The sequence below is a fragment of the Nocardioidaceae bacterium SCSIO 66511 genome (assembly GCA_023100825.1).
Lineage (GTDB): Bacteria > Actinomycetota > Actinomycetes > Propionibacteriales > Nocardioidaceae > Solicola.
The window spans coordinates 503328-518828 of sequence record CP095846.1; the positions used below are offsets into that span (position 1 = coordinate 503328).

Below are 15501 nucleotides of genomic sequence, written 5' to 3' on the forward strand. Positions count from 1 at the left end.
CACCGCATTCAATCACGATACCGGCCCAGTGCCTTGCCTTCGAAGCAACTTGCTGTCTTTCGCCGCGCGGACTGCGCTTTCCGTGCAGCCACTTCGGATGTAGGCATGAGTAGCGGAAGATCCGCGGTGTCATTGACGTTTGACACACTTCGATGGTGACAACCGACCCATCGACCCTCCTTCGACATGCGCTTGCTGGGTCACGGCGCGAGGACCGGCTCCGTCATCTCGAGCATGTTCCCGAGCGCACTCCGGTCTTCGCCGCGTGGCCGACCGCGATCCCCGCCGAGGTCCGCGCGGCGTACGGCGCGATCGGCGTCGATCAACTGTGGGCGCATCAGGCCGAGGCGATCGACCGGGTGCTCGCAGGCGGCAGCGTCGTCGTATCGACGGGTACGGCCTCGGGCAAGTCGGCTTGCTACCAAGCTCCGGCGCTCGCCGCGTTGACCGCGGGACGCCAGGGCAGCGTGCTTCGCGACCGCTCGCCGAGCGTGCTCTACGTCGCGCCGACGAAGGCGCTTGCACATGATCAGCTGCGTGCGCTCGAAGAGCTGGTCGACGGGCGGCTGAGCGGCGTGCGTCCGGCCGCCGTCGACGGTGACAACTCCAGGGAGGAGCGTGCCTGGGCACGCGACCATGCCAACTACGTGGTCACCAACCCCGACCTCCTGCACCGGACGCTCCTGCCCGGACACTCCCGTTGGTCGCGGTTCCTTGCGGGGTTGCGCTACGTCGTCATCGACGAATGTCATCACTACCGGGGTGTGTTCGGCTCGCATGTCGCGCACGTCGTACGCCGGCTGCGGCGGCTGGCGGCGCATTACGGCGCCGATCCGGTGTTCGTACTCGCATCGGCGACGGTTGCGGAGCCCGAACAACTCGCCCGACGCCTCACCGGTCTCGACGTCGCAGCCGTCACCGACGACGGGTCGCCTCGTGGGGCGGCCGCGATTGCGCTCTGGGAGCCGCCGCTGATCGACGACGGAGGCGGTGAGCACGGTTCACCGACTCGTCGCTCTGCAATCGCTGAGTCCGCGGATGTGCTCGCCGACCTTGTCGTCGCCGGCATCCGGACCCTGGCCTTCGTACGATCCCGACGCGGGGCGGAGGCGTTGGCGATGTCGGCGCAGCGTCTGCTCGACGAGGTCGACCCGAGCCTGACTCAATTGGTCACGACCTATCGCGGCGGCTACTTGCCCGAGGAACGCCGAGAGATCGAGCGGACATTGCGCGAGGGTGAGCTGCTCGGCCTCGCGTGTACGAGCGCACTCGAGCTGGGCGTTGACATCGCCGGCCTCGATGCGGTCGTGACGGTGGGATTTCCGGGCACCAGGGCAGCGCTGTTCCAGCAGTTCGGCCGTGCCGGGCGGGCAACGGATGCCTCGCTCGGGGTTCTCGTCGCCCGCGACGATCCGCTCGACACCTATCTCGTCGGCCATCCGGAGAAGCTTCTCGGCGCGCCAGTCGAGGCGACGGTGCTCGACCCGTCCAACCCGCATGTGCTCGGCCCGCACCTGGCGGCCGCCGCCCAGGAGCTCCCGCTCACGCCCGCCGATCTCGAGCTCTTCGGCCCCGGCAGCGCCGCGGGTGTCGACGCCTTGCTGGAGGCCGGATGGCTGCGCCGCCGCCCACGGGGGTTGTTCTGGACCCGACGTGAGCGGGCCGCCGACCTCGCCGACATCCGCTCCAGTGGCGGACCAGCGGTGCAGGTCGTCGACGGGAATACCGGCCGGCTGCTCGGCACTGCCGACTCCTCGTCGGCTCATGCGAGCGTGCACACCGGGGCGGTGTACGTACACCGCGGAGAGACGTACCTCGTCGAGGAGTTCGATCATGAGGAAGGCGTCGCTGTCGTACACCGTGATGATCCCGATTACACGACGACGGCGCGCGATGTCACCGAGATCGCGATCATCGACACCGAGTCGACCTCTGAATGGGGACGAGCGCGGTTCTGTTACGGATCGGTCGACGTGAGCCAACAAGTCGTGTCGTACCTGCGTCGCCGTATCGGCTCCGGTGAGGTGCTCGCCGAAGAGCCGCTGGACCTGCCCGTGCGAACCCTTCGTACGAAAGGCGTCTGGTGGACGCTTTCGGACGACGCGGTGGCATCCGCGTTGGAGTCCGCAGACGTGCCGGGCTCCGCGCACGCCGCCGAGCACGCTTCGATCGGGCTGCTCCCGCTGCTGGCCAGCTGTGATCGCTGGGACATCGGCGGCGTGTCCACCGCGCTTCATCCCGACACCGGCAGATTGACGGTGTTCGTCTACGACGGTCACCCCGGCGGTGCGGGATTCGCCCGGCGCGCGTACGACCGAGCGGCGGAGTGGCTGCAGACCACCCGAGACGCGATTGCCGCCTGTGAATGTGCAGACGGCTGCCCATCGTGCGTGCAGTCGCCGAAGTGCGGCAACGGCAACAATCCGCTCGACAAGACGGGCGCCGTGCGCCTGCTCGACGTAGTGCTCGCTGAACACCGGTCTGCTCAGCTCGCCGACGTGTCTTCGATGTAGTCGCCGGGTGCCGCCCGTGCCCGCTGCGCAACCTGCCAGGTGCGGCCCCACATCTGCGGACTCTCGATCTCGACCGTGACAGTTGCGACGGCATCGGCGAGGTCACAGTCGCGAACCACGCCGTCGTTGCGGCGGGCCACCTTGCGCGCCTGTGCGCAGCCGTCACGACCGGCCTGCTCGGCCTGTGCGGCCGCGATCGCCGCGAGGTCTGCCGCACTTGCCGCGTGGTGCTGGATGCGGGCCAGCGCGACACACTGTGCCGCCACGACCGCCATCAGGCCGATTGAGGTGGCGAGGACCACGGCGTACACGGTGGCCGACCCGCGTTCGGTACGTGACCTCACGATGCCGAGGCCTCAGTGACGGACGACGCGGTGGCATCGAGGTTGATCGACCCGATGCGGCCGACCAGGGGCAGATCGGGGCGTACGACCAGTTCCGCACGTACCTCTGCGACTCCGTCGACCGTGTCGATCTCGACCGCGGAACCATCGGGTGCGATGCGCTCGGCCATCTTCTGTGCCTTCGCCTGCGAATCGCCGCGCGCGGTCATCCGGGCCGCCTCTCGCGCCGCATCGACGAGACGAACCTGGGCTATGCCGAGTGACACCACCCAGGCGAGCAACATGGTGAGCACGAGTAACACCGGGATCACCATGGCCGTCTCGATCGTCACCATGCCGTGCTCCTTGCGGCGGCCCATCAGAAGCCGAACGGCATCGGGATGCCCGGGAACCGGGGTAGACCCAACGCAAGTTGCAAGATCTGTTCGATCAGGCCGCGGAACCAGTCGCCACCGGCGAGGTGGACGAGCACGCCTGCGAGTCCTGCGGCCCCCACCGTGCCGATCGCGTACTCCGCGGTGGCCTGACCGCGGTCGCTCGGTGTGCCTGAGGGATTCATCGGTTCCTCCTTCTGCTCGGGTCGTTCGTCGAGATGCAGGGCCGGGGCGGGGCACGTTGCCCCGGCCCTGCGGCTTTGCTGCGCCTATCGGCTCAGAACGGAAGCCAGTTGGTGACGTTGTCGATGACGCCCTTCACCAGGTCCCCGAACCAGGGGCTCTGCGCGAGCTTGACGAGTACGCCGCCGAGACCACATGCGCCGACGGTGCCGACCGCGTACTCCGCCGTCGACATGCCGGAGTCGTCGCGACGGAACCGGGCTGTGAGTGTCTTCATTTCGTGTCTCCTCGATCGGATCGATCTGCTCGACGTCTGCGTCGAGCGGGTTCGCCTTCAACGTGCGTGTCGTGGAGCGGTAGTTGTCGCCGCTGCGATGGGACTGGGGATAACGGGGGGAGTCGTCGGCCGGATGTGGACAAGAGCTGGTCGGAGGTCACAACACGAGGTGCCAGAACGCGCCGACGACCGTTGGGACGACGCCGACGACGATGAACGCAGGTAGGAAGCAGACGCCGAGGGGTGCGGCTGTACGTACGCCGGCGCTGCGCGCGACCCGGTTCGCCTCAGTATGGCGCCGACGTCTGAGGTCTTCGACGCATCGGGCGAGCACCGACGTCACCGATGCGCCGCTCTGGGATGCACGGCGAAACGACCTGCCGACCGGGCCGAGTACCGGGTCTGAAGCCATCTCGTGCCATACCCGCATCGGATCGGCGCCGAGCTCGAGTCGGGCCGCAATCGCCGTGAGGTCGTCGCCGAGCGGACCGCCGACGGCGTTCGCAACCGCGGCAAGCGCCTGGCCGGGTGGCCGGCCGGCGGACAGTGCCGCCACGAGGAGGTCGACGGCGACTGGCAGGTCCCGAGCGAGTTGTTCCCGGCGCCGGCGCGCACCCAGCGACTCGAGTCCGTCGACCCACCGATAAGCAACCAACGCCGCGGCGCCGGCGACAACGAGTCCGAGCCAGCCCGACACGAGTTGAGTGACGGCGATCGCGGCGCCGGCTCCGGCCAGCCAGGGGGAGGTCAGCAGGTCAGCGTCGCGAATCCGCGCTAGGGCGCCACCGATATCGGGGCGTACGGCCAGGTGTTCGACCCGTCTTCGCGACGGCGCACGCATCAGTGTCGCCACCGCGATACCGCTGAGGATGCTCGCCAAGACCATGTCAGACCAACTCCGCCGCGTCGGCGATGTGCTCGACCCAGAGGAGTCCCGAGATCGCGAGTGCGCTGCCGGCAGCGAGGCAGATGGCGCCCAGCATCGACTCGAGCAGCACGGCGAGCGGATCGCCGCCGATGCCGGCACCGAGCGCGAGACCGAAGACGGGGAGTACGGCGAGTACCCGCGCCGTTGCACGTGGCGCGCCAAGTGCTGCTATCACCTCTTGGCGCGCCTCGTCGTCTTGGCGTAGGGCGGTCGAGAGTCGGTCGAGCACATCCGCGAGGCCGGCACCCGTGCGTACCGACACTTCCCATGCGGCGGCGATCGACGCGATTGCTTCCCTCCCGCGGGCGGCAGCGACGTTTCGAAGGCTCTGTGAGACGTCGCCGCCGAGCTCGGCGCAATGCGCGACCGGGTCGAGGAACGGCCAGTCGATCGCCACATTGGTAACCGCTCGCGTCGGCGGACTGCCCGCGGCGAGTTCGGCGACGATCGCATCGCAGACGTCTACTGTCTCGGCTTGTCTGCGGTGTCGTTCGGTACGAAGGGCGGACCGCCGTCGCAACATGACCGCGGAGTAGGCGATGCCGCAGGCCGTGACGGCGAGTACGAAGACGTTCGGTTGCGCACCGACCACGAAAAACGCGAGTACGCACGCCAGGACGACTACGGGGCCGCCGACAGCGTGCGGTGTCGCAGCCAACCGCGCGCGAAGCGGAGCGCGAGACGTGCCCAATCGACGCTTCGCGACCCGGTCGGGCGAACCACGTACGAACAGCGCGACAGCACAGCCCGCCAGCGCGATCGCGAGCGCTGCACTCATCGCCGTCTGCCCAGGATCGCGTCGAGACGTGCGCTGCCCGGCCCGGCCTTCACCCCATCGTCGAAGCTGACCGCGGTCACGGCCTTGGCGAGGCCGTCGGCGGACGGCTCGAGAACGGCGACCTCGCGTACCGCGCGTCGGCCGTCGCGGTCGCGACCGATGTGTACGACGGCATCGACGGCGGCCGACAGTTGGCTGTGTACGGCACTTCGCGGGAGGCCGGCGGCCACGCCGAGCGCTTCGATCCGCGCGGGCAGGTCGCCTGCGGAGTTGGCATGGACGGTGCCACAACCGCCTTCGTGCCCGGTATTGAGAGCCGCAAGCAGGTCGACCACCTCGGCCCCGCGTACCTCCCCGACGATCAGCCGATCGGGACGCATGCGGAGGGCCTGCCGGACCAGGTCACGGAGCACAACTGCACCCGCGCCCTCGACATTGATGGGCCGGCCCTCGAGGCCCACGACATGCGGATGATCGGGCCGCAACTCGCTGGCGTCCTCGACGATCACGAGCCGCTCTGCAGGGTCGGCGATGCCGAGCAGAGCAGCGAGCAGTGTGGTCTTACCGCACCCGGTGCCACCGGTCACCAGGAATGCGGCACGAACGGAGACGAGGCGACGCAGCACGTCGGCGCCGCCTGTGCAGACAGTGCCTCCTGCCTCCAGATCGGCGAGGGTGTACGCCCGGCGGGCCGGCACTCGAAGGGAGAGCAAGGTGCCCGGCCTGGCGATCGGCGAAAGCACGGCATGGAAGCGAGTGCCGTCGCGCAACCGGACGTCGACGTACGGGCTTGCGTCGTCGAGTCGCCTGCCGCCGGCGGCCGCGAGCCTGGCCGCAAGCCGGCGTACGGCGTCGTCATCGGCGAAGTGCACATCGACTCGCTCGAGACCCTCGCCGCGGTCGACGTACACGTGGTCGGGACCGTTGACGAGGACGTCGGTCACACCGTCCTCGCGGAGGAGGTCGTCGAGTGGGCCGGCTCCGACCGTCTCTCGGCGCAACGCGTCGACCAATGCGAGAACGGTGCCGTTGCCATACAGTCGCCCCTGGGTGCGCAGAGCGCCGGCGACGTTGGACGGTGTGGGCAGCGCACCGGTGTTTGCGAGGGTTTCGCGTACCGACTCCACCAGCTCGGGCGCGACGGCGCTCATGCGGCGGCCACCGCAGGGATGCCGACGACATCGATGATGTCGGAGCAGGCGGACCCGAGTGAGCCGCGCCGGCGAGCGAATGGCCCGAGACCGTTGTCGATCAGCTCGGCAAGTCTCCGGTCGGTACGAACGGTGGCGGTGAGGGGTAACGCCATCGTCTGCGAGACGACGTCGGCCCGCAGCCCCGACGGCCCTGGCAGGCGTACGACCAAGCGCACGTCGTAGCAGAGCGGACGTAACCGAGCCAGCACCCGCTGCGCCGCTGCGATCGCACGGATCTCGGCCGAGACGAGGAGGACTGTGCACGAAGCGCGTACGAGCGCCTCCTCGGCCGCGTCGTCGAACGCTCGTGGGACGTCGATGACGACCGCGTCGTGGCTACGGCAGCCGGCCGACAGCACCGAGCTCATCGACTCGCGCGGTACGGCGTCGAGCTCGCCGCCGGCCCAGGACAGGACCGACAGGCCCGAGGTACGCGGCAGCACCTGGCGTAGCGATGCGCCACTGACCCGCCCGTGGGTCACGGCGAGGTCGGGCCATCGCAGACCCTGCGCGTCTTCGGTGCCGACCAGCATGTCGATGCCCCCGCCGAGCGGGTCGGCGTCGACGAGCAGCGCCGAATGCCCGTCGCCGACGACGGAAACGGCCAGCCCCGTCGCAAGCGTCGATGCACCGCACCCGCCCGTGCCGCCGACCACCGCTACAACTGACGCGTCGCCTTCTGCGCCGTCAGCGCCGGACGCGAGTCGGTCGACGACCGCGGACTCGTCGTCGGGTAGGGCATAGACGCCCTCGGCGCCGACCTCGACTGCACGCTCCCACACGTCGGCATCGGACTTGTCTCGGGCGATGACCAAGATGCGCGTACGGCGGCCGAGCGTACGGGCGGCCGCTTCGACGTGGTCGGCTCCGATGACCACGCATGGCGCCGACTGCCAGGAGCGTCTTGCCTGCGGGACGTCTGCTGCGACCTCAGGCGTGACGCCGGCGGCAGCGCACAGCCGAAGGATCTCGTCGAGCATGGCCGGGTCGGAAGTCACCACGAGCGGACGCTGTGGTGGATCGATGAATGTCATACCCACACCAGTAGCGCCGTCGGCGCCGTGCTGTTCATACCCGGATCGCGACTGTGGACAAGCCTGTGCACATCGGTACCGGTATGCTCTACCGGCGAAGGGGAGTAGCTCCCGTCCGAACCGGACGGCGGTGCGTCGACACACTGGCCCGAAGGCCCGGCGTACCACCCGAGAGGGCGAGCGAGACCTTCGACCGAAGCAGTGTCAGATCTGCCGGTCGAGGTCTCTGGTTCCCCTCGGCCGGCGCCGAGGAAGGGACTCCATGTCTCCCGATGTCCAGCGCGACCGCGAGCCCAGCGACGCCGATCTGCGTCGCTGGCGTCGCTATCTCGCGAACGAGCGTGCAGAGGCAGCCGTCTACCGCGATCTCGCCGGCAGACGTTCAGGTACGGAGCGCGAGATCCTGCTCGCGCTCGCCGACGCCGAAGGCCGGCACGAGGCGCACTGGGAGGGGCTGCTCGGCGAGCAGATCGGCCATCCGCAGCGCAGTGACTTCCGTACGCGCATCCTCGGGTTCCTCGCCCGCCGGTTCGGTTCGGTGTTCGTACTTGCGCTTGCACAGCGCGCCGAGGGTCGTTCGCCGTACGACGATGACACCGACGCGACCGACACGATGGCCGCCGACGAACGCATCCACGAGGAGGTCGTCCGCGGTCTCGCAGCCCGTGGGCGCAGCCGTCTATCGGGTACGTTCCGGGCGGCCGTGTTCGGCGCGAACGACGGTCTGGTGAGTAACCTGGCGCTCGTCCTCGGCGTCACCGCGAGCGGTGTCTCCAACGAGACGGTGCTGATCACCGGGCTCGCCGGGTTGCTCGCGGGTGCGTTGTCGATGGGCGCCGGCGAGTACGTCTCGGTGCGTTCGCAACGCGAGCTGCTCGAAGCCGCCACGCCGAATCCTGAGGCCGACACCGCGCTCCCGCATCTCGACGTCGACGAGAACGAACTCACCCTCGTCTACCGCGCGCGGGGCATGTCGGAGGAAGACGCGGAGGCCCGAGCAGAGGAGGTGCTGCGTACGCATGACTCGAAGACCGCGTCGGACGGTCAGTCGACCCTCGGCAGTCGAGACTACGAGGAGATCGGCACCGGCGTCGGTGCCGCCGCCTCGAGTTTCTGCTTCTTCGCATCCGGCGCGCTCATCCCGGTCGTTCCGTACCTCCTCGGACTGACCGGCATAACGGCGGCGGTCGTTGCGTCCGTGCTCGTCGGGTTGGCCCTGCTGATGACCGGCGCGATCGTGGGCTTGCTCTCCGGCGGCCCGCCGCTGCGCCGTGCACTGCGCCAGCTCGCGATCGGGTACGGCGCCGCCGCGGTCACGTACGTACTCGGTCTCGCGCTCGGTACGACGGGGATCTAAGGCGGTTTGCTTTGCCGGCGGGTGGGTTGCTTCGGTGCGACTACTCGCCTGTCCGGCTGAGCTTCGCTGTCGGCTTTCCCAGCTTCTACCGTGCGACCACCCGCCTGCCCGATTCCGGCGCTCTGTCGGCTTCCCCGATTCGTCGGCTGGGCAAAGACGCGGCGACGTGCGGAGTCGCCACTTCGGTGCGGTTGTTTCGCGGCTTTCCCCTCACTTTAGGGCGGATTCGGGGTAAGGTTGCTACGTCCCAATGACGGTTGGCGCTGTCCACGGGAAGTGTCCCTTGGGACTGTGGCGGATTGCGTTGGGGTGTACGGCTGGGGGGGGGTGCGATTTGCCTTGGTACCAAGGCAAATCGCAGGACGGTCGGCGTGAGCGAGTGGACTCCAGCCACGTCAGCCCCTGGCGTACCAACGAGCACGGCAACGACTCACTTTGCACGGCGTACCTGCCATGCAAAGCGGTACTTCACCATGTTTACCTGGTAAAGCACCACCCGCCGACCCCGCAAAAGCCAACCGAATCGGGAAAGCCGGCAAGCAACCGGGCCACGTGGCTGCGGCTCCCGCGTCGCCGCGCCTTTTGCTCAGTCGAAGCAAGCGCGAAGGCCGACAGCGAACGTGAATGGGGCAGACGGGATGTCGCCGAAGCAAATGGGAACGCAGCCAGGAAGGCGAATCGGCCAGGCGGGATGTCGCCGAACGAACAGGAAAGCCGACAGAGCGCCGGAATCGGGCAGGCGGGCAGCCGCCGGTAGAAGCGAAGGGCCGCTTCGCGGCGACAACCGATTTCGGCGTACGGAGCAGAACCCACATCGCTCGCTGCTCGGCATACGATGCGTTGGTATGGAGCGGATCGACTGCGACGTGCTGGTCATCGGATGGGGCAAGGCCGGTAAGTCCTTGGCCCGAGCGCAGGGGCTGGCGGGTCGACACGTGGTCATGGTCGAGCAGTCCGAGCAGATGTACGGCGGTACGTGTATCAACATCGCCTGTGTGCCGACGAAGGCGCTGGTGCACCGGGCGGGGCTCCGTCGCGATGATGATCCGCCGGCTCCGTGGTTCGCCGATGCCGTCGGGCGGCGCGACGGGTTGACGGCGAAACTGCGCGCGGCAAACCGCGCCATGCTCGCCGACGTCGATTCCGTGACGCTGATCGACGGCGCGGCGAGGTTCGTCGGCCCTCGTGAGATCGAGGTCTCCGCGGGCGACGACCGGTTGCGAGTCGGTGCCGACACGGTCGTGATCAACACCGGCGCGGTGCCTGCGCGACCGGATCTGCCGGGTGTCAAGAGCGTTCGGGTGTACGACTCAACCACGCTTCAGCACGCCGACCCGCTGCCCGAACACCTCACCGTGGTGGGTGCGGGGTTCATCGGGCTGGAGTTCGCCGGAATGTTCGCCGGCTTCGGCTCGACGGTCACCGTGCTCAACGGTGCAGATCGACTTCTGCCTCAGTTGGACAGCGACGTCGCCGACGCCGTCGAGGCATCGCTCGCCGACGCGGGTGTCGAGGTGCTGCACGGCGTACGGGCGACCGGGTTCCGCGACGGCGGGTCGCAGCTCAGCGTGCAACACGACCAAGGGGAGATCGTCTGCGACGCCGCCCTCCTCGCGACCGGGCGTATTCCCGCAACCGCGGGGCTCGATCTCGCAGCCGCCGGAGTCGACATCGATGAGCGCGGTTTCGTACGGGTCGACGAACGGCTGCGTACGTCGGCCGAAGGGGTCTTCGCGGTCGGTGACGTCAACGGTGGCCCGCAGTTCACCTATGTCTCGTACGACGATCACCGCATCGTGTTGGACCAGCTCGCCGGCTCCGGTACTCGTCGTACGACCGACCGCGTCGCCGTTCCGACGACCACGTTCCTCACCCCGCCGTTGTCCCGGGTCGGGCTGTCGGAGACCGAAGCACGTGAGCGTGGACTCGACGTGCATGTGGTGTCGAAGCCGGTCGCCGCGATCGCTGCGATGCCGCGACCGAAGATCGTCGGCGAGACGCACGGCCTGATCAAGTTCGTGGTCGACGCGAAGTCGCGGATGGTCCTCGGCGCAGTCTTGTTCTGCGTCGACTCCCAGGAGCTGGTGAACCTGGTCGCCCTCGCGATGCGGGCCGGCGTACGCGCCGACGAGCTGCGCGACGGGATCTGGACGCATCCGTCGAGCACGGAGTCGATGAACGAGGTCCTGGCCGCGCTACCTCGCTGACCGTTTGTCTATGCTCGGCGACGTGGGCGGTACCCCTATTCGCGGAGCGTCCAGGTCGGCTGCGTTCTTCGATCTGGACAAGACGATCATCGCCAAGTCGAGCACGCTCGCGTTCAGCAAGCCGTTCTTCGCCGGCGGTCTGATCAACCGGAGGTCGGTGCTACGCAGCGCGTACGCGCAGTTCGTCTTCGCGCTCAGCGGCGCGGACGCGGACCAGATGGCCAAGATGCGTGCGTACCTCACCCAACTCGTATCCGGATGGGATGTACAGACCGTCCGCGACATCGTCGGCGAGACGCTGCATTCCATCGTCGACCCGCTCGTGTACGCCGAGGCGGTCGACCTGATCGCGCTCCATCACGCCGCCGGGCGCGACGTGGTGATCGTGTCGGCTTCGGGTCGCGAGGTCGTCGAGCCGATCGGCGAACTGCTCGGCGCCGACCGGGTGATCGCGACGAGGCTGGTTGAAGAAGGCGGACTTTACACCGGCGAGATCGAGTTCTACGCCTACGCGGAGGGCAAAGCCGATGCGATGCGCGAGCTCGCCGAAGAACGCGGCTACGACCTCACAGCCTCGTATGCGTACTCCGACTCAGAGACCGATATCCCGATGCTCGAGGCAGTCGGGCACGCCCACGCCGTCAACCCCGATAAGGTCCTACGTCGCGCGGCCGAGGCCAACGACTGGCCGATTCTCGAGTTCGCTCGCCCCGTTGCACTGCGGCCGAAGATGCCGTTGCGTTCGACGCCGTCGCGGATAGCGGCCGGTGCGTTCTTGGCCGGTGCGGTCACCGCGGGCGTGGCCGTCCACCAGATGCGTAAGCGGTTCCGTGCCTTGTGAAGTGAACCGCAAGAGGTGACCCGCCGGTAGGTCTTCAGAAAGACCGGAAAGCGGCGTACAAATGATGCAAGAAGTAAACAGAGACCGAGCGGTACCCACGCGGCGATCCACCCTCGCTAAAGGGCAATCGTCCCGGGAGACTCCCGTGGCGATGTTCGATAACTGCACGCCTGGTAACCGCTTCCGGTGATCTGGAGGTCAGCGCCACCCCACGCGGTGGCGCTGATCTTATGTGCGCTCCAGTGGTGTCGCCTCTGCGCCGCGGGCGAATGCGTCGGCCGCGTACAACAACCACTGCTGAGCGCCCGCCTCACTACCGTCTGCATAGGCCGCGAGTGCGCGGGCGTACGCGTTCGGCGCTTGCGCGTGACCCGACTCGGGCACGGTCACCGATGCCGGGTCGACGCCCTTCGCGACCATCACGATGCGCTCTGCGGCGCGCGCGACGATCGCGTTGTCGGAGGTGAACGCCTGAGCGGCAGCGACCTCGGCGTGGACCACGGCCGCGACGACGAGACCTGGCGCGTCGGTCGGGCGTACGACCTGCTGGGCGAGCGCATGCAGCCGTCGTGCTCCGTCCGGGCTCGCCGGGCGTCCGAGGTCGGCGGCGGCGACGCGTCCCGCGCCAACGAGTGCGTGCAGCCGCGCCAAGGCCTGCAGCGGCGCACGCTCCCAGACGGGTACGAGGCCGAGCAGCTCGGTCGACATGCGCACCGCCGCGAGTGCAAGAGCGTCTCCCTCACCGCCGCGCAAGGCATCGACGTCGTACGTACTCCCCTCCAATGCGGCGGTCGCCGAAGCGCCGCGTAGGAGCGACTCGGCGGTGGTGTCGGGGCTGCTGCGTCGCAGGCCTCGGTCGCGGAGCAGCGAGTCGATGCCGTCACGGGTGGCGGCGAATGCGGAGGGGACTCCCTCGAGTCGGCTCGCGGTGGCGATGTCGTCGAATTGCACGGCGGCAGCATAGTGTCGGGTGGGTACGCTGCGAAGTGATGGACGACTCTTTGCGCCTGACCCGCGGCAGTTCCTTCTCCGAGGTCGCCGATGACTATGCGCGTGCGCGTCCCGGCTACCCTGCTCGCGCGACCGGCTGGCTGTTGCCGTCCGCACCCTCTGACGTACTGGAGCTCGGCGCCGGTACCGGCAAGCTGACCGAGTCCGTTGTCGCGCGCGGCCATGCGGTCGTCGCAACCGATCCGTCGGGTCCGATGCTTCGGGAGTTACGCGGCTCGCTCGACATTCCGGCCGTGGAGGCGGGCGCCGAGTCGCTGCCGTTCGGGCCCGAATCGTTCGACTGCGTGCTCGTCGGCCAGGCGTTCCACTGGTTCGACACCGAGCGGGCCCTTCCGGAGATCGCACGCGTACTCCGCGACGGCGGCACACTGGCGTTGATCTGGAACATGCGCGACGAGTCGATACCGTGGGTGCGCGAGCTGACCGAGGTCATCGGCAGCGAGGGTTCCGACTACGCCTGGTTGTACGACGGAGCGCTTCCGGACTCGCCGCTGTTCGGGCCGCTCGAGCGCGAGGACTTCGGCATGTGGCAGGTCCTCGACCTCGACTCCCTACTGGCGCTCGTACGCTCCCGTTCGTACGTCGCCACATTGCCCGACGCGCAGCGGTCTGCGCTGCTCGAGCGCGTGCGTGAGCTCTACGCCGACCACGCGCGCGGTGCCGACGGGTTGCGACTGCGTTATGTGACGTCGTGCTTTCGGACCCGCGTGAACCGCGCCGCGTTGCCGCCCGAACCGCCGGGTGACACCGACGTCGTCTTCCGCTTCCGCTGATCGGCGCGACTGCGGTCGGCAGACCTGACAGACTCCCGGCGTGGACAACGTCATCGTGATCGCCTCGGCGATCGCCGCCCTGGTGGCGGCGGCGTTCGCCGTCCGTTGGGTGGTGCGCCTGCGGCGGCCGCTCGGGTCGCTGACCGAACGCGTCACGTACGAGACGCTACACACTGCTTCGCTCGCATCGCCGACGCTGCGCACCGGTCTCGACCGCGCAAGCGCCGAACGCTCCCTTCGCCACCTGCGTACCCTGCTCGGCGCTCCCGCCGTCGCACTGACCGACAACGAACAGGTGCTCGCGTGGGAGGGCGCGGCGCCGGAGCTGGCCGATCGCGCGGCTGAGCTCGCCCGACGGACCGTCGCATCCGGGTCAACCGAGGTGTTCGGTCCGACCGACGTTCTCACCCCCGGACACGACTCGTTGCTCGGCCATGCGATCGCCGCGCCTCTCATCGTCGACGAGGTCGTCATCGGGTCGGTGCTCGTCGTCACCGATGCACCGTCCGCGGGTCTCGTACGGGCGACCACCGAGGTGGCCAGGTGGGTGTCGAGCCAACTGGAGCTCGCCGAGCTCGACAAGTCACGCACCGCCCTGATGGAGGCGGAGCTACGGGCGTTGCGCGCACAGATCTCACCGCACTTCGTCTACAACTCGCTCGGGGCGATCGCGTCCTTCGTACGCACCGATCCCGAGCGCGCGCGCGAGCTGTTGATGGAGTTCGCCGACTTCACCCGCTACTCGTTCCGCCGGCATGGCGACTACACGACCCTCGCGGAGGAACTGCGCTCGATCGAGCGCTATCTGGTGCTGGAGAAGGCGCGTTTCGGTGATCGGCTGCGGGTGACGGTACGAGTCGCGCCGGAGGTGCTGAGCGTGACGCTGCCGTTCTTGTCGATCCAGCCACTCGTCGAGAACGCGATCAGGCACGGTCTGGAGAAGAAGGCGGGCGACGGCACGATCGTCGTACTCGCCGAGGACACCGGCAACGAATGCGTGGTGACGATCGAGGACGACGGGGTCGGCGAGGAGCCCGATCGCGTACGCCAGGCGCTAGCGGGGAGCGCCGGCAGCGACTCGGTCGGACTCGGCAACGTCGACCAGCGACTGCGCGCGGTCTACGGCGACGAGTACGGCATCGTGATCGAGACCGCACCGGGTGCGGGTACGAAAGTCACCGTGCGACTACCGAAGTACGCGCCCGGCGTCGAGCGTTGAGGCATTTCGCCCACAGCGAAAGTCCCGTGTGATCCCTGGTGGCGACGCGTTCGGGTCCATAGCCTGAGGATGTGACGATCCCACTGCGGCCACTGTCTCCCGTCGACGACCGATCGGAGCCGCTCCTGCGTGAGCTGCTCGGCGAAGTGCTCCGGCGGAAGAGATCGCAGCGCGGACGCACGCTGCGTGATGTCGCCGACGCCGCGAGGGTCTCGCTCGCGTACGTGTCGGAGGTCGAGCGCGGCCAGAAGGAAGCCTCATCGGAGATCCTCGGGGCGGTCTGCCAGGCGCTCGACATCACGATGCTCGAGCTGATCGGCGATGCTCACCGCGAGCTCGAGGTACGACGCACTGCCTCTGCGCCGGCATCCGGCGGCGCCGCCCTCGCACTCGCTGCCTGACGCACTCGATCCAGCCGCGGTTTACCCCCGAGCAGTGCTCGTACGCACGGCGCGAAATACCACGGGCC

16 protein-coding genes are annotated in these 15501 nt (G+C 68.4%); 7 read left to right on the forward strand and 9 right to left on the reverse strand.

The window, feature by feature from the left end:
• Positions 1–155: 155 nt before the first annotated feature.
• Entirely contained in the window at positions 156–2513 is a 2358-nt protein-coding gene (locus tag MU582_02365; protein UPK75501.1) for a DEAD/DEAH box helicase, read from the forward strand.
• Here MU582_02365 and MU582_02370 read toward each other — a convergent pair.
• From MU582_02370 to MU582_02405, 8 genes are all read right to left on the reverse strand, one after another.
• Positions 2486–2857 carry a flp pilus-assembly TadE/G-like family protein gene (locus MU582_02370; protein UPK75502.1) on the reverse strand — a complete coding sequence of 124 codons (372 nt, stop codon included), beginning with the start codon at positions 2855–2857 and terminating at the stop codon, positions 2486–2488. The genes MU582_02365 and MU582_02370 overlap by 28 nt on opposite strands.
• Positions 2854–3192: a pilus assembly protein gene (locus MU582_02375; GenBank protein ID UPK75503.1), complete on the reverse strand. Its 339-nt coding sequence runs from the start codon at positions 3190–3192 to the stop codon at positions 2854–2856. The genes MU582_02370 and MU582_02375 overlap by 4 nt, the downstream gene beginning before the upstream one ends.
• A gap of 23 nt (positions 3193–3215) precedes the next feature.
• Positions 3216–3416, reverse strand: a complete 201-nt coding sequence (locus tag MU582_02380; GenBank protein ID UPK75504.1) for a DUF4244 domain-containing protein — start codon at positions 3414–3416, stop codon at positions 3216–3218.
• Between the two features lie 92 nt (positions 3417–3508).
• Positions 3509–3691 (reverse strand): DUF4244 domain-containing protein, encoded by a 183-nt coding sequence (locus MU582_02385; protein ID UPK75505.1) that lies wholly within the window; start codon positions 3689–3691, stop codon positions 3509–3511.
• A 157-nt stretch (positions 3692–3848) separates the two neighbouring features.
• Positions 3849–4577, reverse strand: coding sequence for a type II secretion system F family protein (locus MU582_02390; protein ID UPK75506.1), 729 nt, complete (start codon positions 4575–4577; stop codon positions 3849–3851).
• 1 nt (position 4578) lies between these two features.
• A complete protein-coding gene (locus tag MU582_02395) occupies positions 4579–5397 on the reverse strand; it encodes a type II secretion system F family protein (GenBank protein UPK75507.1) in 819 nt (272 codons plus the stop codon).
• Positions 5394–6548 (reverse strand): TadA family conjugal transfer-associated ATPase, encoded by a 1155-nt coding sequence (locus tag MU582_02400; protein ID UPK75508.1) that lies wholly within the window; start codon positions 6546–6548, stop codon positions 5394–5396. The genes MU582_02395 and MU582_02400 overlap by 4 nt, the downstream gene beginning before the upstream one ends.
• Positions 6545–7624, reverse strand: coding sequence for a CpaE-like family protein (locus MU582_02405; GenBank protein UPK75509.1), 1080 nt, complete (start codon positions 7622–7624; stop codon positions 6545–6547). The genes MU582_02400 and MU582_02405 overlap by 4 nt, the downstream gene beginning before the upstream one ends.
• Positions 7625–7886: 262 nt before the next feature.
• On the opposite strand from MU582_02405, the gene MU582_02410 reads away from it, so the two are divergent.
• The 3 genes from MU582_02410 to MU582_02420 all read left to right on the forward strand — a co-directional run bounded on the left by MU582_02410 (position 7887) and on the right by MU582_02420 (position 12029).
• Positions 7887–8981 (forward strand): VIT1/CCC1 family protein, encoded by a 1095-nt coding sequence (locus MU582_02410; GenBank protein UPK75510.1) that lies wholly within the window; start codon positions 7887–7889, stop codon positions 8979–8981.
• Between the two features lie 845 nt (positions 8982–9826).
• The gene (locus tag MU582_02415; protein ID UPK75511.1) at positions 9827–11188 is read left to right on the forward strand and encodes an FAD-dependent oxidoreductase; all 1362 of its coding nucleotides are present in this window, start codon (positions 9827–9829) and stop codon (positions 11186–11188) included.
• A 22-nt stretch (positions 11189–11210) separates the two neighbouring features.
• Positions 11211–12029, forward strand: a complete 819-nt coding sequence (locus MU582_02420; GenBank protein ID UPK75512.1) for an HAD-IB family hydrolase — start codon at positions 11211–11213, stop codon at positions 12027–12029.
• Positions 12030–12257: 228 nt separating this feature from the next.
• Here the strand turns inward: MU582_02420 and MU582_02425 are convergent, their stop codons facing one another.
• On the reverse strand, positions 12258–12980 hold the full coding sequence (locus tag MU582_02425; protein UPK75513.1) for an oxidoreductase: 723 nt from the start codon (positions 12978–12980) through the stop codon (positions 12258–12260).
• A 38-nt stretch (positions 12981–13018) separates the two neighbouring features.
• Between MU582_02425 and MU582_02430 the strand changes: the two genes are divergently transcribed.
• From MU582_02430 to MU582_02440, 3 genes are all read left to right on the forward strand, one after another.
• Positions 13019–13813, forward strand: coding sequence for a methyltransferase domain-containing protein (locus MU582_02430; GenBank protein UPK75514.1), 795 nt, complete (start codon positions 13019–13021; stop codon positions 13811–13813).
• A gap of 40 nt (positions 13814–13853) precedes the next feature.
• Positions 13854–15032, forward strand: a complete 1179-nt coding sequence (locus MU582_02435) for a histidine kinase (GenBank protein UPK75515.1) — start codon at positions 13854–13856, stop codon at positions 15030–15032.
• Positions 15033–15124: 92 nt separating this feature from the next.
• Entirely contained in the window at positions 15125–15433 is a 309-nt protein-coding gene (locus tag MU582_02440; GenBank protein ID UPK77097.1) for a helix-turn-helix domain-containing protein, read from the forward strand.
• Positions 15434–15501: the final 68 nt, after the last annotated feature.

Coding starts and splice junctions, on each gene's coding strand:
- MU582_02375 (UPK75503.1), bottom strand. CDS start 3,192: ATGGTGACGATCGAGACGGCCATGGTGATCCCGGTGTTACTCGTGCTC.
- MU582_02380 (UPK75504.1), bottom strand. CDS start 3,416: ATGAATCCCTCAGGCACACCGAGCGACCGCGGTCAGGCCACCGCGGAG.
- MU582_02385 (UPK75505.1), bottom strand. CDS start 3,691: ATGAAGACACTCACAGCCCGGTTCCGTCGCGACGACTCCGGCATGTCG.
- MU582_02390 (UPK75506.1), bottom strand. CDS start 4,577: ATGGTCTTGGCGAGCATCCTCAGCGGTATCGCGGTGGCGACACTGATG.
- MU582_02395 (UPK75507.1), bottom strand. CDS start 5,397: ATGAGTGCAGCGCTCGCGATCGCGCTGGCGGGCTGTGCTGTCGCGCTG.
- MU582_02400 (UPK75508.1), bottom strand. CDS start 6,548: ATGAGCGCCGTCGCGCCCGAGCTGGTGGAGTCGGTACGCGAAACCCTC.
- MU582_02405 (UPK75509.1), bottom strand. CDS start 7,624: ATGACATTCATCGATCCACCACAGCGTCCGCTCGTGGTGACTTCCGAC.
- MU582_02410 (UPK75510.1), top strand. CDS start 7,887: ATGTCTCCCGATGTCCAGCGCGACCGCGAGCCCAGCGACGCCGATCTG.
- MU582_02415 (UPK75511.1), top strand. CDS start 9,827: ATGGAGCGGATCGACTGCGACGTGCTGGTCATCGGATGGGGCAAGGCC.
- MU582_02430 (UPK75514.1), top strand. CDS start 13,019: ATGGACGACTCTTTGCGCCTGACCCGCGGCAGTTCCTTCTCCGAGGTC.